General features: G+C 59.7%; 25 protein-coding genes, 1 tRNA gene and 3 pseudogenes. 11 read left to right on the top strand and 18 right to left on the bottom strand.

What is annotated here, in order from left to right; genetic code table 11:
* Nucleotides 1-162 precede the first annotated feature (162 nt).
* From AC1DPX_RS25560 to AC1DPX_RS25550, 3 genes are all read left to right on the top strand, one after another.
* On the top strand, nt 163-1,986 hold the full coding sequence (locus tag AC1DPX_RS25560) for a chloride channel protein (protein WP_477240079.1): 1,824 nt from the start codon (nt 163-165) through the stop codon (nt 1,984-1,986).
* A gap of 79 nt (nt 1,987-2,065) precedes the next feature.
* The gene (locus AC1DPX_RS25555) at nt 2,066-2,290 is read left to right on the top strand and encodes a hypothetical protein (protein ID WP_477240078.1); all 225 of its coding nucleotides are present in this window, start codon (nt 2,066-2,068) and stop codon (nt 2,288-2,290) included.
* Between the two features lie 4 nt (nt 2,291-2,294).
* Nucleotides 2,295-2,933 (top strand): SCO family protein, encoded by a 639-nt coding sequence (locus tag AC1DPX_RS25550; RefSeq protein ID WP_477240077.1) that lies wholly within the window; start codon nt 2,295-2,297, stop codon nt 2,931-2,933.
* A 27-nt stretch (nt 2,934-2,960) separates the two neighbouring features.
* Here the strand turns inward: AC1DPX_RS25550 and AC1DPX_RS25545 are convergent, their stop codons facing one another.
* The 3 genes from AC1DPX_RS25545 to AC1DPX_RS25535 all read right to left on the bottom strand — a co-directional run bounded on the left by AC1DPX_RS25545 (nt 2,961) and on the right by AC1DPX_RS25535 (nt 5,052).
* The gene (locus AC1DPX_RS25545; protein ID WP_477240076.1) at nt 2,961-3,365 is read right to left on the bottom strand and encodes a copper chaperone PCu(A)C; all 405 of its coding nucleotides are present in this window, start codon (nt 3,363-3,365) and stop codon (nt 2,961-2,963) included.
* Nucleotides 3,366-3,399: 34 nt separating this feature from the next.
* The gene (locus tag AC1DPX_RS25540; protein ID WP_477240105.1) at nt 3,400-4,284 is read right to left on the bottom strand and encodes a cytochrome c oxidase assembly protein; all 885 of its coding nucleotides are present in this window, start codon (nt 4,282-4,284) and stop codon (nt 3,400-3,402) included.
* 360 nt (nt 4,285-4,644) lie between these two features.
* Complete coding sequence (locus tag AC1DPX_RS25535) at nt 4,645-5,052, bottom strand: SH3 domain-containing protein (RefSeq protein WP_477240075.1); 408 nt, start codon at nt 5,050-5,052, stop codon at nt 4,645-4,647.
* A gap of 673 nt (nt 5,053-5,725) precedes the next feature.
* Between AC1DPX_RS25535 and AC1DPX_RS25530 the strand changes: the two genes are divergently transcribed.
* Nucleotides 5,726-6,559: a PRC-barrel domain-containing protein gene (locus tag AC1DPX_RS25530; protein ID WP_477240074.1), complete on the top strand. Its 834-nt coding sequence runs from the start codon at nt 5,726-5,728 to the stop codon at nt 6,557-6,559.
* A 403-nt stretch (nt 6,560-6,962) separates the two neighbouring features.
* Here the strand turns inward: AC1DPX_RS25530 and AC1DPX_RS25525 are convergent, their stop codons facing one another.
* Nucleotides 6,963-7,910 carry a formate/nitrite transporter family protein gene (locus AC1DPX_RS25525; protein ID WP_477240073.1) on the bottom strand — a complete coding sequence of 316 codons (948 nt, stop codon included), beginning with the start codon at nt 7,908-7,910 and terminating at the stop codon, nt 6,963-6,965.
* Between AC1DPX_RS25525 and AC1DPX_RS25520 the strand changes: the two genes are divergently transcribed.
* On the top strand, nt 7,891-8,148 hold the full coding sequence (locus AC1DPX_RS25520; RefSeq protein WP_477240072.1) for a hypothetical protein: 258 nt from the start codon (nt 7,891-7,893) through the stop codon (nt 8,146-8,148). The two genes, AC1DPX_RS25525 and AC1DPX_RS25520, sit on opposite strands and share 20 nt — an antisense overlap.
* A gap of 531 nt (nt 8,149-8,679) precedes the next feature.
* The gene (locus tag AC1DPX_RS25515) at nt 8,680-9,168 is read left to right on the top strand and encodes an invasion associated locus B family protein (protein WP_477240071.1); all 489 of its coding nucleotides are present in this window, start codon (nt 8,680-8,682) and stop codon (nt 9,166-9,168) included.
* 368 nt (nt 9,169-9,536) lie between these two features.
* Here the strand turns inward: AC1DPX_RS25515 and AC1DPX_RS25510 are convergent, their stop codons facing one another.
* Nucleotides 9,537-9,782, bottom strand: coding sequence for a DUF982 domain-containing protein (locus AC1DPX_RS25510; protein WP_477240070.1), 246 nt, complete (start codon nt 9,780-9,782; stop codon nt 9,537-9,539).
* Between the two features lie 108 nt (nt 9,783-9,890).
* A complete protein-coding gene (locus tag AC1DPX_RS25505) occupies nt 9,891-10,475 on the bottom strand; it encodes a class I SAM-dependent methyltransferase (RefSeq protein WP_477240069.1) in 585 nt (194 codons plus the stop codon).
* Between the two features lie 781 nt (nt 10,476-11,256).
* Between AC1DPX_RS25505 and AC1DPX_RS25500 the strand changes: the two genes are divergently transcribed.
* Both AC1DPX_RS25500 and AC1DPX_RS25495 read left to right on the top strand, forming a co-directional pair.
* On the top strand, nt 11,257-11,712 hold the full coding sequence (locus AC1DPX_RS25500; RefSeq protein WP_477240068.1) for a pyridoxamine 5'-phosphate oxidase family protein: 456 nt from the start codon (nt 11,257-11,259) through the stop codon (nt 11,710-11,712).
* Nucleotides 11,713-12,383: 671 nt separating this feature from the next.
* A complete protein-coding gene (locus AC1DPX_RS25495) occupies nt 12,384-12,719 on the top strand; it encodes a hypothetical protein (protein WP_477240067.1) in 336 nt (111 codons plus the stop codon).
* A gap of 223 nt (nt 12,720-12,942) precedes the next feature.
* Here AC1DPX_RS25495 and AC1DPX_RS25490 read toward each other — a convergent pair whose 3' ends face one another.
* The 8 genes and pseudogenes from AC1DPX_RS25490 to AC1DPX_RS25455 form a co-directional block, all read right to left on the bottom strand.
* Nucleotides 12,943-13,317: a GFA family protein gene (locus AC1DPX_RS25490; protein ID WP_477240066.1), complete on the bottom strand. Its 375-nt coding sequence runs from the start codon at nt 13,315-13,317 to the stop codon at nt 12,943-12,945.
* 232 nt (nt 13,318-13,549) lie between these two features.
* Complete coding sequence (locus tag AC1DPX_RS25485) at nt 13,550-13,945, bottom strand: response regulator (RefSeq protein ID WP_477240065.1); 396 nt, start codon at nt 13,943-13,945, stop codon at nt 13,550-13,552.
* Between the two features lie 654 nt (nt 13,946-14,599).
* Complete coding sequence (locus AC1DPX_RS25480; protein ID WP_477240064.1) at nt 14,600-14,821, bottom strand: DUF2274 domain-containing protein; 222 nt, start codon at nt 14,819-14,821, stop codon at nt 14,600-14,602.
* A gap of 1 nt (nt 14,822) precedes the next feature.
* Entirely contained in the window at nt 14,823-15,929 is a 1,107-nt protein-coding gene (locus AC1DPX_RS25475; RefSeq protein ID WP_477240104.1) for a TraB/TrbI/VirB10 family type IV secretion system protein, read from the bottom strand.
* A gap of 26 nt (nt 15,930-15,955) precedes the next feature.
* Complete coding sequence (gene trbG / locus AC1DPX_RS25470; protein WP_477240063.1) at nt 15,956-17,011, bottom strand: P-type conjugative transfer protein TrbG; 1,056 nt, start codon at nt 17,009-17,011, stop codon at nt 15,956-15,958.
* Nucleotides 17,008-17,286, bottom strand: a pseudogene (gene trbF, locus AC1DPX_RS25465) (conjugal transfer protein TrbF); the annotation flags it as partial. The gene trbG and the pseudogene trbF, both read right to left, overlap by 4 nt.
* A 42-nt stretch (nt 17,287-17,328) precedes the next feature.
* Nucleotides 17,329-18,141 (bottom strand): annotated as a pseudogene (locus tag AC1DPX_RS25460) (ParB/RepB/Spo0J family partition protein); the annotation flags it as partial.
* A gap of 264 nt (nt 18,142-18,405) precedes the next feature.
* The gene (locus AC1DPX_RS25455) at nt 18,406-19,368 is read right to left on the bottom strand and encodes an ArdC family protein (protein ID WP_477240062.1); all 963 of its coding nucleotides are present in this window, start codon (nt 19,366-19,368) and stop codon (nt 18,406-18,408) included.
* A gap of 565 nt (nt 19,369-19,933) precedes the next feature.
* Here AC1DPX_RS25455 and AC1DPX_RS25450 point away from each other — a divergent pair.
* Entirely contained in the window at nt 19,934-20,182 is a 249-nt protein-coding gene (locus tag AC1DPX_RS25450) for a hypothetical protein (protein ID WP_477240061.1), read from the top strand.
* 246 nt (nt 20,183-20,428) lie between these two features.
* Here the strand turns inward: AC1DPX_RS25450 and AC1DPX_RS25445 are convergent, their stop codons facing one another.
* Nucleotides 20,429-20,902 carry a hypothetical protein gene (locus AC1DPX_RS25445; protein WP_477240060.1) on the bottom strand — a complete coding sequence of 158 codons (474 nt, stop codon included), beginning with the start codon at nt 20,900-20,902 and terminating at the stop codon, nt 20,429-20,431.
* Between AC1DPX_RS25445 and AC1DPX_RS25440 the strand changes: the two are divergent.
* Nucleotides 20,804-21,187: pseudogene (locus AC1DPX_RS25440) on the top strand (tyrosine-type recombinase/integrase); the annotation flags it as partial. The gene AC1DPX_RS25445 and the pseudogene AC1DPX_RS25440 overlap by 99 nt on opposite strands.
* A 191-nt stretch (nt 21,188-21,378) precedes the next feature.
* Here AC1DPX_RS25440 and AC1DPX_RS25435 read toward each other — a convergent pair.
* Nucleotides 21,379-21,454, bottom strand: a tRNA-Ile gene (locus AC1DPX_RS25435).
* 134 nt (nt 21,455-21,588) lie between these two features.
* On the opposite strand from AC1DPX_RS25435, the gene AC1DPX_RS25430 reads away from it, so the two are divergent.
* Nucleotides 21,589-22,302 (top strand): SIMPL domain-containing protein, encoded by a 714-nt coding sequence (locus AC1DPX_RS25430; protein ID WP_202358421.1) that lies wholly within the window; start codon nt 21,589-21,591, stop codon nt 22,300-22,302.
* Nucleotides 22,303-22,526: 224 nt separating this feature from the next.
* Here AC1DPX_RS25430 and AC1DPX_RS25425 read toward each other — a convergent pair whose 3' ends face one another.
* Both AC1DPX_RS25425 and AC1DPX_RS25420 read right to left on the bottom strand, forming a co-directional pair.
* On the bottom strand, nt 22,527-22,883 hold the full coding sequence (locus tag AC1DPX_RS25425; RefSeq protein ID WP_477240059.1) for a hypothetical protein: 357 nt from the start codon (nt 22,881-22,883) through the stop codon (nt 22,527-22,529).
* Nucleotides 22,884-23,089: 206 nt separating this feature from the next.
* On the bottom strand, nt 23,090-23,536 hold the full coding sequence (locus tag AC1DPX_RS25420) for a YcgN family cysteine cluster protein (RefSeq protein WP_202358419.1): 447 nt from the start codon (nt 23,534-23,536) through the stop codon (nt 23,090-23,092).
* Nucleotides 23,537-23,623 lie beyond the last annotated feature (87 nt).

Raw genomic sequence — 23,623 nt, 5'->3', positions numbered from 1 at the left:
GATATAATCAATCGTGACCAAAAGGCCAGCCAATTTGACAAACGTCCATTCGTCGCCAGCCGCACACCATCGAGGTCCGATGGCGATAACGCGGGTCCGTGCAGCCGAACCCAATGACAAAAGAGTGATAATGCCCACACCAGCAAGTCAGGAATTCCAGTCGTGAAAATCGAGACTTCACCTGCCGTGGAAGGTTCGACTTCCGACATGGCCGGCGATGAGCAAAGCCGTCGCCTTAGCCTGCTCTCTCTCTCGCTCCTGGCGCTGGGTCTCGGCATCGTCACCGGATTGGGCGCGGTCATTTTTCGTGACCTGATAGGGGTCCTGCATAACCTGTTCTTCAATGGCACGTTAGCGGTCGCCTACGATGCCAACGTCTTCACAGCGCCGAGCCGATGGGGACCGCTGGTCATCCTGGCGCCTGTGGTCGGCGCGATCATCGTCACCTTTCTCGTTTCCAATTTCGCCCCTGAAGCCAAGGGCCATGGCGTGCCCGAGGTGATGGATGCGATCTATTACAAGGAAGGCAGGATCCGGCCGATCGTAGCCCTGGTGAAATCACTGGCATCCGCCGTCGCCATCGGCTCCGGATCCTCGGTCGGGCGCGAGGGCCCCATCATTCAGATCGGCTCGGCGCTAGGCTCAACGCTTGGCCAGATCATAAGCATGCCGATCGGCCAGCGCATTGCCATGGTCGCTTCCGGCGCCGGCGCCGGAATCGCCGCCACCTTCAACACGCCCATCGGCGGTGTGATGTTCGCCATAGAACTGATGATGCCTGAAGTCAGCGTCAGCACCTTTCTGCCGGTTGCGATCGCGACCGGCACCGCGACATTCGTCGGGCGCTGGTTCTTCGGCCAGCAGCCGGCCTTTCTCGTGCCTCCTCTGGAGGCCCTTCCCGCCGACGCCAACGCGATCGTGCTACTGGTGCTCTATGCCGCTCTCGGCGGCCTCATGGGCGTGGCGGCAGCGGGCTTCATCCACGGCCTGCATCTGGCGGAGGATTGGTTCGATAAGATCCCAGGGCGCTACACACGTCACATAGTAGGCATGCTGGCACTCGGCGTGCTGATTTACGTCCTCTTCGTCACGCTTGGCCAATATTATGTCGACGGCGTTGGCTACGCCACGATCGAAAGTATCCTCACCGGCCACACCTCAGCGCTGTGGCTACTGGCGCTGCTGTTCGTCTGCAAGGTCGCGGCGACGTCGACCAGCCTGGGCTCGGGATCTTCCGGTGGCATCTTCTCGCCGTCGCTCTTCATGGGCGCAACTCTTGGCGGTGGTTTTGCAGCTCTATTGCAGGCGATCGGCATCCCCGTTCCGGTCAGCATCCCCGCCTTCGCCATGGTGGGCATGGGCGCCATGGTCGGCGGCGGTACCGGTGCCGTCATGACTGCCGTCACCATGACCTTCGAGATGACACGCGAATACGATATCGTCATGCCGATGATTTTGGCCGTCGCCACGAGCGTCGGAGTGCGGCGGCTCTTGTCGCGCGAAAACATCTATACGCTCAAGCTGTTGCGGCGCGGCCGCGCCATTCCCAAAGCGCTGCACGCCAACATGTTCCTGGTGCGCCACGCCCGCGAAGTGATGGACCCCGACATCATGGTGCTGGCGGCCGAACAGAGTTTCGATGATTTCCTGCGTGAGCACGAGGCGGAGGGACGGCTTCGCCATGTGGTTGTCACCAAAGGTGACCAGATCTTCGGTGTTCTGCGTGTCAATACCGGCCTTCGGCGCGGTCTGGAGACTACGCATACCGGCATAACCCTGGGCGAGATCGCCAACAGGGACTTCACCATCGTCGGTGATGACATGGTAGCCTCCGATGTCATTGAGCGCATTTGGCGAAAGAACGCCTTCATGGCCGTTGTCGTGCGCGGACGCGGTATCCCACGAGCCGACGMCGTCGTTGGTGTGATCACCAGGGAGCACGTCGCCAATTCGGTGGCCGACGGCATCAGGATCTATCCACGATGACAATCGGAACGACCGGCGCGAGCTCCGGTGGGTCGGCACCGTCGAAGGATCGGTGCGGGCGGGCAGGAAGGGACGATCCATGAACCACCAACCACCTCCCGGTGACGAGGCGGCACCGGCAACAGAGGAAAATTACTGGGAAACCGCCGAATGGGGACCGTGGCCGAAGCGCAAGAACAATTTCCTTGCCGCTGGCTTGGCCTGTGTCGTCGCCGTCGTGCTGGTCACGGCGGTGACACTGGTGATGGTCATCCACTATGACGGCAATGCCTTGACCTCCTTCGTGGCCAATCTGGGGAATTGATGCCATGCTCGGCGTTACCATGGTGATTTCCCGAAGGCGCGTCATCGGCTTCATCGGCGCCGGCCTTGGGCTCGCTGCGGTAGACGGCTGTAGGAGCGAGACCCAATGGCACGGCACGGATGTCACGGGTACATCGCCTGCTCTTTCCCTGGCGATGACCCGTACACAGGATGGGAAGGAAACGACTGCGGTCGACTTTCGCGGCAAGGTGGTAATGCTTTACCTGGGCTATACTTTCTGCCCAGACATCTGTCCCACAACGCTCGCCGACATCAGTGAGATCCTGACACGCCTGGGCGCCGACGCGGCGCATGTCGCGGTTCTGTTCGTCACCGTCGACCCGGACCGGGACACGCTGCCGGTGCTGGCGGATTACGTGCGGAATTTCGCGCCGCAAATCGTCGGATTGCGCGGCACATCCGACCAGCTTGGCGCGCTCGCGCGGCGTTATCGGCTGGCCTATTCGGTGACGCCCGAAAGCAACGGCCATCCATACGCGGTCACTCACAGCTCCGCGATCTATGTCTTTGACGGTTCGGGTGCCGCACGTCTTCTTCTGTCATCGCTGAGCACAGCAAGTCCCGATCTGGCCGGCATCACCGCCGACCTCAAGCGACTTGTCTCCGAAACCAGTGCCGCCTGAGCTATCATCGACCCGGCTTCGGCTGGACTACCTGCCTGTTGCACCGCGAACCAGAAAATCCGCTGAAACGGTACCGCCGTCCCCGAATTTCAACGTGACCGGGATTGAGCCCCCGACCTTCATGTCCGGCGCCAGCGACGTACACATCAAGTGATAGCCTCCTGGCGCGAAGCTGACACTGCCACGCGCTGGAACGGGGACGGATTTGATCATGACCATCTGGTCGGTACCGCCCTGACTGATGCTTTGGTGCAGCATCAGCGTTCCGCAGGCAGGGGAAAACGCCCCGATGATCTGGTTTACATGGTCGCTGCTGTTGGAAAGAGTGAAGAAGCCAGCGGCTGGACGTGACGGGATCACCATTCGGATCCAGGGGTTTTTCAGCGTCACGCCTTGTTCGGCGGCCGATGCGGCGGTCGCACATGCAAGCACGACAGCTCCGATCGTCAGGGCCCGTCGGAAAAGTCTAGCGTCCTGTCCAGCGGCTCGAAAGCGCGGCAAGCGAAGCGGCATTCGTGTCTTCTTCCCTGATCGAATCTTCATGAAGCCGGAGCGCGTTGAGCACGATGACCATGCCCACCACGCTCATCATGGCCGGCGGGATCCAGACGATGAGGCCGCCGATGTGCTGATCGTTGAGGGCACCCATCGACGGGAATATGCGTCCGCATAAATTGTAATAGGGATACAGGTCGCGCGACGAGAGGCTGATGATCGCGCCCATTACGATTTGCGGAAACATCACGCCGACTGAGAGTGCCATCCGCGTACCGTAGGAGACACGAGCCGGAGGCTTCGGGCGAGGATCGAGCACCAGCGACCAGAACAGAATGCCGTCCAGCACCATGGTCCAATTCATCACGGCGTAAAGCCGGGGATCGAGCATCGCCCGGAAATGGACGGGTGGAATGAGCCAGAAGGCGAAGGTGCCAGAGAAGATCAGCGCGGCGAGCAGCGGCTGCTGCAGGACGCGCAACGCAGCGGAAACAGGTCGGGCTTCGATGGCCCGCCTCAGAGGCATGGGCATGCCCCGGCCGATTGTCTTGCCCGCACCGCCCAGCGCGATCAGGAAGGGCCCAAGATGGTGCATGACCACATGCTGGATGCGGTTGAGGAAGAACATATGCTGCGACCAGTATTCGAAATGGGTCTGCAGCACCGCGTAGATTGAGGCGATCCCGATCAGAAATACAATGCCGCGCCAGACCGGCAGCAGCTCTCCAAGCCACAGGCCGCGGGCGAACCAAAGCAGTGCCAGAGACGCCGCCAGATAGTCCGGAGCGGAGAAATCCCACGGCGCCCAAGCGGGCAGCGACGAAAGATGGTCGGTCGACAACCAGAACAGAACCACACCCAAACAACCTATCGCGGCATATAGGGCACACCATCGCGACACCCTCGTCATCCGAGGTGCAAACCCTTCCCGCTGCCAGGTCCGTTCCATGACAGGAACCTCTAAGACAAGAGGCGGGATCGATCAAAGCGCGAAAGGACGCGGGAGGATTGATCACGAGATTTTCATATGAAGGTCCGTCTGAAGGTGCGTGTTGAATCGCCACGCCATCGACGCCCGCGACGACATCGATTTCACCGGATACCCCTACGGCAAATTATGCGACCCTGGCCTCGCGCCGAGGCTTGCTTTGCGACAAACACCACCAATGGCGATCTGTCTTTCCATAACGTGCTGTCGGCAACGTGCGGTCCGTGATCATAACACTTCCCCGGGATAAGCCCCCCACAGGGCGAACTGCTTGACGAAACCGACCATTGAATTATGCGCCACTCTGCACCATTGCCCGTCACACCGCAGCAATTTCACAGTAACGTCAGGTTCGAGCCAGGCAGTGAGCGGGCTGTCTGCAACAGGGCTCGTGTGAAGTGCGACATTGCCCCTGCTCCAAGGGGCCGTGACAGCGGTCCTCTGCCCCGACAGGAGGGGGCCGTAAATCCAGCCGCTCGTTCCCTCCCAATCCCTTACGCGGCGCCAATTGCCAAACGCCTGATAGATCTCAAGAGGGATGCCCTTTCGGACGAATACCCATTCAATATCATATTGAACGCCTGGCCCGACCCGAAGATTGGCGCGTGGGGCCTTTAGCGAGACGAAGCGAGGCATTGGAAAGCTCCTCGCCTCGGCTCGCTGGTGGGTCGTGCTTGCTGTTGCGAGAAGCAACACGGCGGCGAGACCGCAACGGAGCAACGAACCTATCAGAAGGAAGCGATGGAGGCCGACCTCACGCAATGTTGACCGGACGAAGGATCTCATGGCGACCGCAGGGGCTCATTGCCGGATGTCTGAATGATGGGCTGTCTAAATTGTGTGAACATCTATTAACGAATTGTAAGCGGGACGTTTCTCAACCGCTGCATCGCCACCCTTCAGCCAATCAGCGTTTGTTCTGGCAATCAGATTGAATAGTCAGCGATATAGGGCAACTGCGGTGGCGCTTTGCTCGTTGAGCGAACGTGCAGCTCACGACTTCAAGCCTACGCATGCATACGGGCGCATGCTTACCGTCATGGTCGACGGCCATAGCAGAAAACCCGTCTCGATGTGCTTCGGCCGTGACCCTCAGTACTCCAATACGACGGCTAGCGAGGGAAGGCCAACCTTGCGCTGGGTTTTGCCAGATGGCACCCGCCGCCACCGATTTCAGAACACAATAACGTGAAGCTTATCTAGCGGGCATGCGGAACTCGATGGGAGACATCTGGTTGTCCTCATAGTCCCGTTCGCCTGCCCGCGAGGGCTAGAAACGAGGCCAAGCAACAACAACAGGAGAACTCTTATGATCCGTACTCTTTTGGCGACAACGGCACTGGCCCTTGTCTCTGTTTCCACCTTCGCCTATGCGGCCCAGACAGCCACTACCCAGCAAACTCAGAAAATGTCTGGCCACTTGGCCTCCAATATCATCGGCAAAAAGGTTTACAATGGCACCGCCGACAATGCCGACAATGTCGGCTCTGTCGATGACCTCTTGATAGGTAACAATGGCGCCGTTGACTCGGTTATCGTCAGCGTCGGAGGCTTCCTCGGGATAGGGGAAAAGGACGTGGCGATTCCGTACAACACGGTCAAATGGGCCGCAAAGAGCAATGAGCGCTGGCTCGTCATCAATGCCAATGCCGATGACCTTAAGGCGAAACCGAGCTTTGACCGAAAGTCCTACGACATGGCCCCGGAAAATAGCGCTTCGGCCACGGACAACAACGATATGGCGGCAGCGCCGGCGGCCAGTTCTGCGTCGGAGACAACGGCTGCGATTGGCTCGCACGATAAGGCGTTAATGACACCTGTTGATCCAGGCAAAATCCGAACCCAGGAACTTGTTGGCACAACTGTGTATGGCGCCAACGATGCCAATGTCGGCGAGATCGGGGACGTGGTCCTGACCAAGGACGGCAAGGTCGATGCGGTCATCGTGGATGTCGGCGGTTTCCTTGGAATGGGTGAAAAGGAAGTGGCCGTAGGAATGAATAAACTGTCATTCATGACTGACAAGAATGGCAACAAGTACCTCTACACCAATTTCACCAAGGACCAGCTCAAGGCTCAGCCCGCGTACGATAAAAGCACCTGGGCGGAGAACCGTGACAACCAACGCATGGTCACGCAGTAGGTAGTCAGAGGATCACTCGATATCGAGTGGTCCTCCTTGGCCGCACCGCAAAACGGCGTCCGCCGAGGACTTCGGGTAGCGGCGAAGGGTTCTGCCATTGCAGCCCTGTCGCTACCCATACATTGGCCGGCGCGCGTACGCCGAGAGCGCGCCGTCACGGGTCATCCCGACAATCGCCATGAGGCGTCGGCACGGCTCACTGCACCCGATCATCTAACGACGAGATCGTGCAATGAGCAATTATCGAGATGCTCCGCGCCAGGTGTCGCGGCCGTGTTTCGGCAGGACGGTGTCGCGGGTGGTCGGCATCTGCATGCGCAAGGGTTCACGAACCGCCCGACGTTCGGTAACATCCAGATGCTGCACCTATGCCTCGCAGGAACCGGCTTCCGGGTGAGCGTCATCACTTGGCGTTGGCGTCGCTGCGGACCTGCGCGTGGGCCAGCAGGGCAAATATGCCGGCGCCGCCTATAAGGTTGCCGAGGATTGCCGGAATGAGAGACCGGGCGATCAATGATGCGTCGCCGTTGCCGCTGAAGATCAGCAGGAATACTTCGTCCGACCCAACGATCGAATGGCTGAAACCCGCCACCGCAACCAGATATGTTACTGCAGTGACGAGCAGGACGGATTGCTCGCGTGCGCTCGGTAACATCCAGGCAAGAACGGCGATCAGGAAGCCAGCAGGGACGGCGTTCACGAATGTAGCGCCAGGCCCAAGCGTCATCACCTTCGAGGCGATCGCAATGGCTCCGGCACGAAGCGCATCGTCGCCAAGCAGGCCTAACGCCATCGCTGCGGCAGCGATTGCGGTACCTGCGAGATTGGCGGCGATAACCAGCCCCCATAGCCTCAGTGTCAGTTTGAGTGCCCGCAGCGAAGGCCGTGTCGCCAGCGGCAACATCGCCGTGATCGTGCTTTCGGTGAACAATTGCATCCGTCCAAGGATCACGATCAGAAACCCTATGGGATACCCGAGGGCTATGACCAAAGGGCTCCAGGTCGCGCTCGGCAGATGTGCGTAGAGTACACCTTCGAACAACAGCGACGCATTGATGGCAATGCCCGCCGCCAAGCCTGACCAGAGCAGCGCTGCCGCCGGCCGATCGAGTTCGGCCTCCCCTTCGTGACGCACGGTTCGATGCAGATCGGTCGCATCGGCCGCTGCCAATTCCTCGCTCTTGCCCTTATTTGCCTTGGAAACCATGGGGCGATCGCTATGCTCAAAACAGTGGATTGGCAAGTGATTGAGCCACGCCTGCACGTCGGCACAGATCACAACGAATATGGGCGTTTCACACGCACGAGCCAGGCTTGCGAGGAGGGCGGAAATGACGCGGTCGATCGGCATTCGGCTGCTGAGCGTATCGGCGCTTGCGGCCTTGAGTGGTTGCGACGCGATCAGGCTGGGCGCGCTTCACGCCGCGGGGCCGGTCGCCGAATCTCAGCGGCATCTCTATTTCGTGCTGGCCATCGTCCTGGTCTTCGTCGCTGGGCCGGTGCTGGTGCTGACGCCGCTGATTGCCTGGCACTACCGCCTGTCCAACAAGCGGAACGCCTTTCCCGCGGCGACGCACCTCGCGCGCTAAGCGGTGGTGAACCCCAAGCGCACCCCGAGTTCTCGAGCCCGCAACAAAGGAGATCAGCTGGAATAGTTTCGTGTGGGGTTCAGTATATGGCCCATGAAAGCGAGCTTCGACGCAGACCCGGCGGCGTATTTCCGACAGTCCTCGGTTTGCGCTTGTTGCATGCGCGAACGAAAAATCGATTTGCGGTGAATGACTGACATCTTGTGCCTTGCACGGAGCAACCGCCTCCTGCCGCCAACCACGACAGCAGGAACGCAAGACGCCATGATCCTGTTCGAGGAAGTGCAGCCTCGGGCACTTCCTCACGGCCCGGCATTTCCGGTGGGGTTGGTGCCGGGGCGGCGGTTTCTCAAACATTTGCGGCAACTGGGCTCCACTGACCCCAACTCGCCGGAGACTGGCCCGGCTAGAGGATCGCGGCCCGAGGTCGCGAACTTCCAATGACCCTATCGAGGCCGGCTACTGAGCCTTGCAGGTTCTGACGGGCACGTGGGGCCGATGTGATGGCGCTGTTGAGCAGAAAGGAAACCGATGACCATCAAAGCAACTGGTCTGACCGTCGCGTCTCTGGCACTTTCCGTCACTTGTGGGCAGGCCGCACCCACCCTCCTCTCTCAGCATGGCGCATGGGGCGTCTATTCCTATAGCTCTGAGACAAAAAGGTGCTTTGTCCTGAGTGTCCCGGTTTCCAGACTGCCGCAGGATGTCGATCATGGCGACAATTTTGTCATTGTCTCGCAGCTGCCGGAAGCCTCGCAGCCTGAAGCTGTTATGGGGTATCGGCTCAAGCCGGGTTCGGACATCGATGTGGTAATTGCTGACCAGCGTTTCTCCATGTTTACCCAAGACAACAAAGCTTGGTTGCAGAACGCCCGTGAGGACCGATCTATGGTTAGTGCCATGCGGGCAGCAAGCAAAATGAAGCTGTCCGCCACCTCCTGGAGAGGCACGGACACCCATTATGTCTATTCCCTGATGGGGCTTACAGCTGCCTTGAAGGCAAGCGGGGCCTGCAAGTAGAACGGCGAGCTGCGCACTCCATGTCCCTCGACATGAAGCGCCATCTCTTGCTCGCAGGCTGGCTTATCAGTTGTTCAATGCCTCGCGATAGCGCACAGAGCATATCCGAATTTGCGAGGCGCATCGGCTGCTGCGGACCTCCGACACCGACGACTATGACGCCATTGGTCTCTACGATGATATGTGTGCGGTACACCGCCCTACCGAGACGAAATAAATCTCCTGCCAGCATCATTCAGACGAATTTGCGTTTCCGAGGAGGACGAACTATCGCGAGATGGCAGAGGCGAACGAAATGACTGGGCGCAACAGCGATTTATGACAATGTAAATGGCAAGATACGTGACAGTGCTGGCGCTTATTCTATTTCAATCAACCAGAACATGTGCTGCTCTAGCGGCCTCAACGAAAATCTCCCTGGCGACATCAGCTGAAATCCCCCCGCTTACCGCCTGTCTACATGCTCTCAAAGCAGACAGATGTTTTTGGCTTCCTGCATCACGCCAATTGGTGGCTAGGACGTCAGCCGCCTGTTTCGCGTTCAAAAGATTGCGAATATCGCCGCTGATGCCAGAGGTAATTGACACTGGCCTGGAAAACCACGCTTCGTACATGACCGAACCTCGGATGATCCAATTTTGTTAAACGCATGCACCGATGAGCTGTTGCAACAACAGTCATCACTGTTGCGTGAAAGGATAGGTGTGCAAGGCCAACGGCTTTCATCGCTTGCGCAGGCGGGCCACAAGACCACGAAAGCCAAACGGCAACCAGATCGTTTGAATGTCGATGTGGTCCGAACCGAATGCGCTCTTGCGCAGGAAAACCTCCAACCCCTTTCGATCAAATATTTGCTGGGTCTCAGGACCAATGAACTGCAACCTCTTCATTGCAGTGCAATCGGTGGCATAGATCGACATCATTCCCCCCGGACGGAGAACTCTGTGGGCCTCAGCCAGGACGGGTCCGTCCGGCGACCAGAAATAGATGACGTTGACAGCCAGAATCTTGTCAACAGAAGCGCTTTCCAGAAGTAGCTGCTCGCAATTTCCGTGGATCAGTTTCAGTTTTCCATTCTCAACGGCGGCTCGATTTCGAGCTCGGGCCTGACGCCACATGGTCGGCGACCAATCGACCCCGGTGATCGTGCCGCTGCGCGCCAGCTTCGCCATTTTCTTGAGCGCCCAGCCTGGCCCGAATCCGATTTCGAGCACGTCATCGTGAGCTGGATGTCCAACAGTTTTACAGCATGCCTGTTGGGCAGATGATTTATCAGGCCCATCAGGGCTCCAGTTACATGCCCACACAGACCCGCAGGCATCGAAAACTGATGCGCTATAAAGTCGTACAGGCCGAGCGTTGCGATGCCGTCGGCGACCTCGCCTTTTTGTCTATTTCCTGGAGAGGGACGGAGTCGCTGGCCAGATGCGTCAGCAAAGGCAAGGCCACCGCTGGGGCTCGCTTGGCCGCCTGAGATGATTGGTATCTCGAGCACTTCCTGGTCCGTTTCGTCGAGCATGCACGGGTCCTTGTTTTCAGGTAGTCGCGTGGGTGACTTCGTGCATCGACTGGCGATGGAGCGCCTCAAGGCGAGGCGTGGCAGGCTCCCGCCTACGTCGTCGGTTACGAGCCCGCGACAATCAGCTTCGCCGCCTCGGCCGATAGCGCCGGACTGTGCAATGCCGCAGGGAGATCGCTCGGCTCATGGACACTGGGTGGCCTTTCGGGCGTCGGGCAAACGGGATGGGCAGTTCGAGATTGCGGGACACAAACCTGGCATTGGCAAACGCGCCTCGAAGATCCGACCCTCGTTGCGAATGAAGGATCCCTGCTTCATCAGATAACAAATGGCTCGGCCCCCATCTGGAGACAGTGGCATCCTACGGTCTCCTCAATCCCCTGCTGGATATATGTCATGTCATGACATATATCTTGAGCGATGGAAAGAGCCCGGAGACTGGCCTTTTTGCCCCGTATCAACTTCCGGCGGATGTGCCGTTTGCAAACTGGAAGAGGTCGGGCCGCAGGTCGCGTGGTGCACGACGGTTTTGCCGAAGGTGATCCGCCATGTAGTCAGGAGCAATGGAGATGCGGATCGAGACACTGACGCAACAACAATGCATCGACGTTGTGTCGGTGCAACGCTTGGCGCGACTGGCCTGTGCAAATAACGGGCAGCCCTACGTGGTTCCGATCTACTACGCGTTTGAGGGTCATTACCTCTATAGCTTTTCCTTGACCGGTCAAAAAATCGACTGGATGCGGAACAATCCGATGGTTTGCGTGGAAGTAAACGAGCCCGGCGGCAAGCGTGAATGGAGAAGCGTCATCATAAAGGGCGTCTTCGAGGAATTGCCTGATCTGCCGCGCTTTGAACGGGAACGAGGTCATGCCTGGTCGCTRATCAGCCGTCATGCAAACTGGTGGGAGCCAGGCGACCTCAAACCTGTATCCCAGGGTGCAGCGATCGTACCCCGACACGTTTTCTACCGCATTCAGATCAAGACAATGACAGGGCGGCAGGCCGTTGAGGACGCGATCTGACACCGGGAGACCCGCCTGGGAGTGAGGGCTGACACTCAAATACGCGCTGTCGGTATGCTCTTCTAAATGGGAAAAACATGAGAGAGTTTGTCAGAACCGCTATCATCATTACCTTGCTAGCCATCACCGTCGTCGTGCTGTTGCTGGCACCAAAAGGCTTTCAGTTCGGTCCCGCGGATCCGATTGTGAGTTCGAGTGCTTCCGGCTCGCTTCGGGGAGGCACGGTGCACGCAATTTCGACCGCAAGGTTGGTATGAAGCTGCCCGATCGCCAGTAGGCCAGCTTGTTTCTCCCAAACCAAGCGAAACCCACAATCTCTCGCAATGCCGATTTCTAGGCATTGCGCTTGTCGAGAAAATCCGCTCGGGCTGGAATAGATTCCGACCCGTCTCGGTATATTGCGCATGAGGGTGAAGGACGACGCCAAACCTCCAACCCATTGCCCGTTTGGACGATCACCGACGTGCGGTGTCCATTTGCAAAGGGTGTCGACGCAGCATGTCTGGAAGGCTCCGCCGCGAAAGCACTACGGAGCTGTCTGTTGCAATCTGAAGCAAGGCGCGTAGCCGAAAGGATGAACAATGGAAGATAATCGAACCGTGTCGCAACGCTGGGATGACTATAGGCCGTCCAAGACACTCTGGTTCTGGTCCCTGGCCGGAGCCGCGATATTGACCATTATCGTCGGCTTCACAGCCGGCGGCTGGACGACCGGCGGAACCGCGTTGCAAATGGCGCAGACCTCCGCACGAGACGCGCGCGCCGAACTGGTCTCAAATCTGTGTGTCGAAAAGTTCGTCAGTGCGGCCGATGCGAGCCAGAACCTGGCCAAGCTGAAGGAAACCTCGTCCTACCAGCGCGACAGCTTTATCACCGATGGAGGGTGGATCAATCTTGCCGGTATGAAAAACAAAGCGCCCGGTGCCGCAGATTTGTGCGCAGATAAGCTGGCCGCGATGGACGCGATCCCTGTGCGCAATGTTTCTCCTGCCCAGACCAGCGGCTGAGATACGAGATCGGCTATTCCGTGGGAGTCGCCTTCGTTACTGACCCTGGCAACTCGTTACTGTCCCTGGCAACTCGAGGGGTTCGATGACCGCCGGATAGGAATCGTCCCCTGCGAACGGCTTTAACGACGACACATCGCTAACCGACCGTATTGCGGTCGTCGTCGGCGAAGCGAGAGGCGATGCTCGATCAATACCTACAGCCGGGACCCAACGATGGTCTTCAGTTGGTATCGTTGACCCATAGATGCCGGTATTTTTCATAGACCGCTTGTGTTGGCGCAGGGAAGCTTGGATCGGCAAACGAACCAACCCCGACAGCCATCAGGTGCGGCTTGCGCTGAGGTTCCCAAAAAACCGTCGAGCCGCAGTCAGGACAAAAGTGAAATCTTACAGGAAAGCCGCTATCGGACTGGCGTAAATAGCACTTGCTGGAGCCTTCCACTCGAACATCTTGCCGGTCAAAAAAAGCAGCAACACCGTAGGTGCTGCCGGTTCGCTTCTGACAAGCAAGGCAGTGACACAATGATACTTTTCTCGGCTCGCCGGCGCAGGTCACGCTCAGACTTCCGCATGCACAGCTCGCTAGTCTCGCCATGGCGGCACCTTCTGTTCAGCCGATCAGTATTCCTGTTGGCCGGCCCGGGAACAAGGGTCTCAGGTCAACGCGCCATCCTCAAATTATCATTTCGTGGGCTCCATTGTCTTCGCCCTGTGTTTCGACATGACCACTTCGGGTCCCTTCTGTTCTCCTCAGCGTTTGGCGATTATGTTCTTTGCGAACACGAACCATAAAGCGCATGATTTCGACGACTAGATATCTGACAGACCTAACCCGGGTCTTTCGGGACTAGCAGCGGCTGATTAAGCAGCGTCGAGATAGCGGTGATTATCTGAGGCAGGAAGAACGGTTTTTGAATCATGATGCTTTCAGGGACCCCGTCTGCGCTCCAATGGATCGCGCTATCGCCGCTCATGTAGACAACTGGAATGACAGGCTTGGAATTCCGCAAATGCCTCGCGACATCCCAACCGCTCTGACCAGCGCCTAGGCGGATGTCGGTGATGAGGCCTTTGAACCTGTCTGGAGCGGCGTCGAAAGCCACAATCGCCTGTGCCGCATTTGGGAACGACAACACTTCAAAGCCAGCCTCTTCCAACGCCGATTCAACGTCGAGTCGGATTAGGGCCTCATCTTCTACGAGCATAATTGCCCCGACAATCATTTGTTAATGCCCCGCAAGTTGCGCACTACTAAGCGCACAACCCGGTATTAGTTCCCTCCAATTGATTGTCGGAAACGTACGACGATACCCGCAGTCTGTACCCTTATGGGGTGGTCCAGCGTGTAACCGAAGGGGCACAGAACTCAGTCAGCCCCCTTATGAGCAGTCAGGAGTTTCCCTTCCTCCAAAGCAGCAAGCCTGAAGCACCTCCTGACCTCCTGCGGTGTCGCTTGGTCAGCCAGGCAGGCCATGCAGACGCGCACCGCCAGGTTCCATTTAGGTCCGCGCTTGGTCCACATGAGGAGCTGCTCAGAGGCAGCTTCGACGCTGTTGACATCGTAAGCCATGCCGACGATTTCGCCACTGACACGGACCGGAGGGGAGAACCAATGAAGAGCCATCAAATGTTTATCTGAGGGAGGACAGGTGATCTGTCCCAAGGTTGCGCAATATGGACCGCTTAAAATGGGGGCGGCCCAAAAATGGTTCGACAGTCGGCTGGAAAAATTTGGAAGGCATCGTGGCGCTCGCAAATGGGAGCGCCAAGGAGAGATGAATTGTCTCTGCAACGGGCTCGCCCATGAAACGCTTTGGCTGAATGTTGTGTTCCGGGGCCTCGAAGTCCCCCTTAGCTCGGGAATCCGGCCCCGCCATCTAAGCCTCCTCCTTCTTTGCTTTGGCAAAGCCGCGATCCGTTGCGATAAACCGTTMCAGCATTGGCGCGATCAGGCGCGATGGATTTGCAGATGGCTGCCCGGCTTCGCGCCCAAGGATTTCTGCGTATTTCACCAAATCGCGATGCAGGGGCGCCGGCAGTTCAACCGTGACCTTGACCGGCTTATCGTCGACGATCGTTGCAAGCTTCAATTTGGCCATGTCAACCTCCGTATGGTTCAAGGGCGAGGTCGTGGGTGACGAGGACACGAACGGGAAACCCAGGTCGGATCGTCAGCGTCGGCGCGATAGCGAGCTGCCGTTGAACGACCTGCTGGCCTACCTGGCTGACGCTATCGGAAGCCCCGCTCCGCAGAGCACGCATGATGTCGCTGTCTTGGTCGGAAGAACCGGCCTGCGCGCCGACGCTCAGAACGGTCGACAACGCCGCAGCCTTGAACAGCTCGCCCCAGTGATAGTCGACTTCGTCCTCCAGGCCGGCATAGCCCTGAGCATCCGCGCCAGGCTGACGCTCCAAAACGATGGAACGTCCGTTGGGAAAGATCAGCCTGTTCCAGACAAGCAGCACGCGACTCTGACCCTGGCCAATTCCGTTATCGTACTGCCCGATAATACGAGTGCCTTGCGGGATGAGCAGCGAGCGGCCGGTGGGACTGTCATAGACATTTTCGGTTACCTGAGCGCTGATCTGGCCGGGCAAGTCCGATCGGATCCCGGTAATAAGCGCGGCCGGAATGACGGCACCGGCCTGAAGCACATAAGGTGACGTCGGCGGCATGACGTGATCTGGCGCGACTGTCCGCCGGTCGGCGGCGGCGGACAGGAAGGAAAGCTGGCGATCCCCGGCATTCGGCTGACTGACGTGACTGCCAAGGTCATTGGCGGCAGAGAAGGACGCTTCGGCGGTCCTTGCCTCTCCTTGCCCCGTCTGGAAGAACACACGCGAAGTTCTGGCCGCCTCCTCTTCGGCCCGCCGGCGCTGTTCCGTCTCATCGACCATGGGTGTCGCGATCGCAGGCGTCACGACGGGCTGTCCCTTGTTCTGGGCGTCAAGGATCGGCCGGCCAAGATCGCCAGGCAGCGGCGGCCCGAGAACAGGGCCGGTATAGTCGCGCGGCAGGCTGGCCAGTCCGTCGGCGGGCTGCCTGTTGGACGTCGAGTACAGCTCGTCGCCATGCCTGCCGGTTTCACTCGTCTGAAGCGCGTAGACCAGCGCGCCGCCGACGCCAAGCGATGCACATAGGCCGATGCCGGCGAGCACCTTGCGTGACAGGCGGGTGACGCGCGGCGGATCGGCGCGAAGCTGCATGGGGGCAGCCGGGATTTCGTTCTCGTTCACGAGTGCTCTCCTCCCCTTTGACGAAATGCGGTCTTTGCGTTCGAGGCCGCGTTGGCGCCTGACATCCACGGACCTCTCCTCGTGGCATCGGCGCGGACAATCCTGACGGTCTGTTGCCGCTTGCCACTGCCAAGCCGCAACTCGGCCGCGCCGAAGAGACGGTCGACAATCAGGACGTTTTGATAGACGCGACTGTTGGTGATTTCAGCCTCGCCGTCCGGACCGATGACAAAAATCGGCGGCATCTCGCCTTGCACGATCCCGCGGGGAAACTCGAGATAGACCCGCCTGCCGTCGTCATAGACGCTGACGGGCCTCCAGGGAGGTGCGTCGCCGGTGAGACCATAGCGGTAGTTGCGTGCGGTGATGGCGGGAATCATGGGTGTCGCGGGGATCGTCCGCGCTTGTCCTGTCGGCGGCGCGGGATAGGCCCATGACACGGCGGGCATGTACGGCTTCTCGCCCGATTGCAACTCGATCATGTAGCTGCGCCGGTCGGTGGTGATGACGAGATTGGTGTTGATGTCGGCGCGCGAAGGCTTGACCAGCACATGGACGCGCCTGGTGACGCCCGCTCCGCTTTCGGTGTCGCCGATGATCCAGCGCGCGGTATCGCCCGCCGCGATCGGACCGTCGCCGGTCAGGCTTTCGCCAGGCTCAAGCGCGATGTCCGTTATCTGTCCTGGAGCGGCATAGACCTGATAAAGGGCTCCTTCACTCCAGGGATAAATCTGAATGGCGTTGTAATAGCCTTCACGACGCGGCAGGACGCGCGCCGCAGCGTTGGCGTTCTCGACGCGTGCGACCGGCGTGCTGCCGGCGACACCGCCGCGGGCCGGGACCCAACCTGGTGGAACGTGCAGCGGCTTTGGCCTTTCATCGAGCGCGGCTGCCGGAGCGGCGGGCAAAGGCGGCACGTAGGCATCATAGGAGATCTGAGGTGGTTTCTGCGGTGTGGCGCAACCGGCGAGTATGGAGCCCGACAGCAACACCACGGCAAGCGCCGACCTTGTCAAAGCCGGAGCGGCGGTGACACACAATGGCAGGTTCATTGGCTCATCTCCCTGGACCAGTTGATGGCATTGACGTAGATGCCGAGCGGATTGGCGCGAAGATGTTCGGCGTCGCTTGGCATCTGCGTCACGATCGTCAGGATCGCGGTCCAGCGCTCGGTGCCGGAAAGCTGGCCGTTTTCGTAGTGATGCTCGATCCAGGCGACACGAAAGGAGCCCGGTGAAGCCCTGATGACCGAAGAAATATCCACCGCGACCTGCTGCTTGCCGACCCTGGAGAAGGGATCGTTGGCGCGAGCGTAATCGTTGAGCGCCGCAGCGCCCTGGTCGGTGGTCCAATCATAGGCGCGCAGCCAGAGCTTTTCCGTGACTAGCCGTTCAAGCAGCGCGACGTCCTGCAGCCACCCACCATCGTCCGGCTGGAACAGATCGCGCAACACTTCACCGCCTGCTGCCGCATAGCTCTCCAGACCGATGAACACTACCCGTTTGTCGGAGGCGCGGACCGTATTCTCAGTCAGCATGCGGCGGATCTGGTACGGCTCTTTCGACCAATTGGTCTTGATCGCCTCCCAGACCTGCTCCTGTCGGGCATGATCGTTGCTGATGGAGAATGCCTCAAGCTGAGCGATCGTCATTCCGTCCTCAGCATAGGCGTCGAGAAGTGCTGGCGAAACGGTTGTCAGCTTGAGCCGCTGCTTGACGACGTTGACCGAGATGAAGAAAGCAGCCGCAATCTCCTCCTCTGTCATGCCCTGGTCGAGCAAATCCTTGAAGGCCCGATATTGATCCAGCGGGTGCAGTGGCGCGCGTTCGATGTTCTCAGCCAGTGACACTTCCGCCGCCAGAATTGCACTGGAAGAATTGCCGACGACACATGGCACCGGCGCTGTTCTGGCAAGCCGCTTCTGCTTAACTAGCATCTCGAGGGCGCGATATCGGCGGCCGCCAGCTGGCACCTCGAACATCCCCGTCTCTTGGCCGTCGGCATCAAACACAGTACGAACGTGCAGGCTCTGGATCAACCCACGGCGAGCGATCGAAGCAGCGAGGTCGTCGATCGAGACGCCTGCCTTGATGCGACGCACATTGGACTGGCCGAGCACTAGCTTGTTGAAAGGGATATCGCGCGAGGACGATAGCGTGATCTTTTGAACGGCAGTGGTCATTGAACTTCTCCGCGACGGGCCGCCGAGAGCCTCTCTCTCAGCCTCGAGCCCGTCACAAGACCCCCTCCAACCCTCTCCCTCTCCTGCCTGCACGATCCGACACACCGTTGATCGACAGCCGAGCGCGCACGGCTGAAGGCATGTCGGCCTGAACCTTGTCACCACATGAATCGATGGTTGAAGCGGATCGACGACGTGCGGCTGGCACCTGATGGCTATGCCGATCGGCGGGACGGCGCATGCGCCGTTCGAGTCAGCGAAGGGTCATGCCGCGCATCTGTCGTTGCCTGCGTCCAGCCCGACGGATGCTTCGGCGTCCGCCGGCAGGTGGCCGAGAAGCCAGTCGGCCGCCTTGCTGGCTTGGCTGGCGGCACGGACGATGGCGCGATTGTCCTCGCGCAGAACCTCCAGCCATGAGCCGATATAATCCGCATGCCGAACCGTGGGGACGATGCCCAGGGCTGCGCAGCAGAAGGCCGCGTTGATTTCCGCCACGAGTTCCTCGAACGCGTATTTCCTGGAGGCGGTAGAGCCGGAGAATTTGCGATCCAGGCGTGAACTGTGACCAGTTGCATGTCCGAGCTCATGCAAGGCTGTCCGATGCCAATTGATCGGCTCGAAGTAAGCTTGGGGCGGAGGCACCTGGATATAATCGTGGGCAGGCACATAGAACGCCCTGTCGCCGGCAATACGAAAGTCTATACCGGTGGCCTTGATCAGCGCCTCGACACGCGGTTCGATCGGGGTAGCCGCCGGCAGCGCAGCCGAAGCTGCGACTTCATCCGGGAGCCCCTCACATTGCTGGATGTTGAAAACCGTGAAGCGCTTGAGGAATGGGATGACTTGAGCTTCCTCGCCTGTCTCGCGAGCGCGCTTCTTCTCGTGATCCGGGACAAAACGATCGGCATAAACGACCGTTGTCCCGCGCTCGCCTCTACGGACATTCCCGCCGAGTGCGAACGCCTGTCGATAGGTTATCCAATTCTGTGTCGGGAACCCGCGTTCAACGACAGCGCCCCAGAGGATAAGCACGTTGATACCGCTATACGCGCGATGCGTGCTGGCATTCTTCGGCAGGGAAAGCGATGCGTTTGCGGCGGAAGTCCCCCATGGCTGAACCCAGGGAAAACGACCCGCTTCCAGCTCTGCAATTATCTTGCCGGTGATCTCGTCGTAGAGGTTCGAACGGTCGGCGGCGGCATGGGTTCGATTGGTCGGGACAGACATCGCGGTTCTCCGCGACGGGCGCCGAAGGACTCTCCTTCCGCTTTCAACCCGTCGGGCAATACCCGCCCCATCCTCTAACTCTCCGTCGGGAGAGCCCCTGCTCTCCCGACCAAATGAAAAACGGCGTACAAAGCGGAAGCACCGAAATGTCCGTCATTGCGACCAAGTCAGTTCGGTGCTGGAGCAGGTTCGTGGCCCTGAGACCGGTTCAACAGGGCGGCCGAAGGAGCATCAGCATAGCGCCGCCCCCAGGCGGGATGCGGGACCGACCGCCCCCGGCGAAGGGCGCCGGATCGAAAACGATTGGTGTCGGTGCGTCCGTAAAATATGACACTTTTCGAAGAGGGGCGCACCGTTTTTACCGCGCCGACGCAGTGTCTTCCGACGGTCAATTTCCAGTACGCCCACTCGCCGATCAATCAGCAAACCATCCTATTTATGCGCCCTGACCGCAATTCACCGCACAGTTTGGTCGGGTCCCTTCCGGCAGTGGCTTATACAATCCAGATCTCGATCTCTGAATGGAAGCCCGCGCACAAGGACGGGCGCATGCGGCAGCGAGATCATGAAAAGCGACAGCCTCTCCTACCCTCCTCGGGGTCTCTCACGCGAAGAAGCCGCCCGATATGTTGGCGTCGGTATAACCAAATTCGACCAGATGGTTTCTGACCGCCGCATGCCTAAGCCGAAGAAAGTTGACGGCCGGGTGATTTGGGACCGGCTCAAACTCGAAGCAGCGTTTGCCGAACTACCTGGAGACGATGATGAGAATATCGTCGACTTCCTGTTGCAAGGGAATCATCGCGGGAGATAGATTCATTCTGCCATGACTGACAAATATCCTGGCCTCTCCTCCTACACCGATCGCCACGGAAAACTCCGGTGGCGCTATCGGACAAAGGAGCGTGTGGTCAGCTTGCCGGCCCCCAATCAGCCGGGGTTCAAGGACGCATACCAGGCAGCGGTCGAGGGCCGGAAAGTCCCCAGGGCTCCGGTCGTCCGCATGCCTGGAGCCGCCCTGCCCGGCACGTTTGGAGCGGCCTTTCAACGGCTGAAGATCTCAGTCAAGTGGCTGGCCCTTGACGGAGCCAGCAAGCGCAAGAACATGCGGTTGATTGAAGAATTTCTGGAACTGCGGGTGGTCGCAGATCACCCACTTATCTGGCGCGACGTACCGGTCAAGAACCTTAGACGTATCCATGTCGAAGAGCTTCTTGGACGCTTCATTGCCACGCCCCATAAGGCCAAGCATCTGTTGGTGGGCATACGCAAGCTCGTCTATATCGCTCTTCGGCAAGACTGGATCGAAATCGATCCCACAGCTGCGGTCGAGTGGCGACCCGCTTATGCCGGTTGGAAGGCCTGGTCGCGCGAAGCGATGGCACAATTCGAGAATCGTTGGCCGCTCGGCACTGCGGCGCGCACGTGCTACGGGCTGGCACTTTGGCTCGGCAACCGCCGCAGCGACGTCGCCGGACTGCGCTGGGATCAGATGGTCACTCGTTGTGTGTTCATTGATGGCGTCGAGAGTCACTTCGATGGCTTTGATATCGTTCAGGCCAAGAACAAGGGACGAACCGGCGGCAAACGGCTTTTTGTGCCGATTACACCGATGCTGTCTGAGATTTTAGATGCGGCCGACAGGCGCGGCGAGACGGTCCTGGTCAACGGCTATGGTGAGCCGTTCTCCGCAAAATCGCTGACTGGAATGATGGCGCATTGGTGTAAGCTTGCCGGTCTGCCGAAGGGGCTGACACTGCATGGGCTAAGGAAGTCGCTCGGCGTTTATCTGGCGGAGGCTGAGGCCTCGACCAGACAGTTGATGGACGTGCTTGGGCACGACGATATTGATCATGCCGAACTCTATTCGCGCGAGGCATCGCAGGTTCGCCTGGCGGTGCAAGGGATGGATCGAGTCGTGCGGCTGGTCACGCGCAAGCCGATGCTTGGCGAACCTGTTGGCGAACCTCGTGGCGAACCACCCCATAACTCATTGATAAATAACGATAATGGTGGGCCCGGAGGGACTCGAACCCCCAACCAAGCGGTTATGAGCCGCCGGCTCTAACCATTGAGCTACAGGCCCCACGCCGGCTGGATTAATGTTTTTCGCCTTCCGGCACAAGGCTTTCCCGACCGGCTTTCGCGGATCGCCCAAATCAACCCATAATCGCGCTCTACGCGACCTCTGCGACTGGATCGCAGACCAAGGAGATTTTCATGACCAGACATCTTTTGCCCCTCGCGCTCGCCGCTGCAATCGCCTTTCCGGCGATGGCTGGAGCCGCCGATTCGCCGACGCCCGCCCGCATTGTTGTTTCGGGTGAAGGCGAAGCGACCACCCCTCCCGATCTGGCGTTGTTGTCGCTCAGCGTGATGCGCGAAGCCAAGACGGCGCGCGCCGCGCTCGACGCCAACAACGACGCCATGGCCGCCGTGATCGCGGCGATGAAAGCCGCCGGCATCAAGGACCGCGACCTGCAGACGGCGGGCATCCAGATCAACCCGCGCTACAACTACACCAACAAGCCCGACGGCAGCCAGGAGGCAGAGCTCGTCGCCTACCAGGTGACCAACACGCTTGCGGTGCGCGTGCGCGACATCGACAAGACGGGTGAGATCCTCGACAAGGCCGTGTCGCTCGGCGTCAACCAGGGCGGCGGCATCTCCTTCACCAACGACAATCCGGCGGCAACCATCGACGCAGCCCGCAAGAAAGCGGTGGCCAACGCGATCGCCAAGGCCAAGACGCTTGCCGAAGCCGCCGGCGTCAGCATCGGTCGGGTGCTTGAAATCTCCGACCAGAACATCGCCCCGCCGCCAATGGCGATCAATGCCAAGGCCTTCGATGCAGCCGCGGGCGCGGCGGTGCCGACGCAGGCCGGCGAGAACGCCTACAATGTTCAGGTAACCGTCACGTTCGAGCTGAAATAGGCCGTTCGGATGCGTGGTCGGGCTCTCCCCGGCCACGCCAACGGCAAAATGCCGCGCATGAAAAACCCCGCGGGATTGCTCCCGCGGGGTTTTTTCGAGCCGCACCCGTCCGATGGGACAGGGGCTCCGCTAGTCCGGACGGACCCCGCAGGGGTCATGTCCCCAGGCTAACCCTCGCAGAGGGTTATGCCACGCTAACCCTCGCGGAGGGTCAGCCTGCAGCCTCAGCGATAGATGACCGGGCAACCGCGCTCGTTGGCGAACACGATAACGACGCGGTCGCCATCCTGACGGCCCACGACCTTGACCACGCGGCGGTTGGCGTCGACGATGCGGGCGCGATAGAGGCCCATGCGCTCGGCCTTGTCCAAGGCGCGATCCGGCGAACAGCCGCGGCGCCAGCCGTCACGGCGCTCATCGCGGCGATGCCGATAGCCGTCGTCGCCGGCGTAGACGCCGAAGCGCGGATCCTGGTTGTTGCCGAATCCGAGATAGAGGCTGTCGGCATGGGCAGGAATGGCCGTCAGCGCGCCGAGGCCGACCAGGGCCGAGAGGGCTGCCGTTTTCACCGTGTTGAACATGGTCTTTTCTCCTTGTTGCGGGCTTGCACCCGTCCTCTTGAAAGCGATGATGCGAGAATGCGCCAGCCTGCCTGAACTGTTTACGAACCCGCCGTTCATCTGCGGTTCATGTGGCGGAAAAAGGAAATCCTCGCCAGGTTTCGAACAATGCGCGCCCAAAATAGTCTTGCCCGGGTTCCTTGTTCGGAGCCGTGCGGACACGGACCTCAAGGCTCGTCGTCGAGCATATAGTCAAAATAATCTTCAGGCTCGGCCAGATCGGTCTCACTGGCCTTGACCCGGCCGCGCATCGAGATGCCGGCCTCGTGCACGGTTTCGGCACTGCCCGACACCAGCCGGTGCCACCAATAGAGGTCGCGGCCCTCGGCCACCAGCCGGTAGGCGCAGGTGCTTGGCAGCCAGCTGATGGTGCGCACATTCTGCGGCGTCAGCCCGACGCAATCGGGAACGCGCGCCAGCCGGTTGGCATAGTCGGCGCAGCGGCAGGTCTGCGCGTCGAACAGTCGGCAGCCGACACTGGTCCAGTAAATCTCGCCGGTGTCCTCGTCCTCGAGCTTCGACAGGCAGCATTTGCCGCAGCCATCGCACAGCGATTCCCACTCGGCTGGGCTCATCTGCTCCAGCGTCTTCGTTTTCCAGAACGGCGTTTCCATTTTGGGGATGTGGCCCCGTGGGCCGCCGAGGTCAAGCGTGGCAAAGGTTGAAATGCGGCTGCAACCCGGCCGAATGACACGAAGTTG

Source organism: Mesorhizobium sp. 01N446, from assembly GCF_056399285.1.
This window is presented reverse-complemented; position numbering and strand designations above follow the sequence as displayed.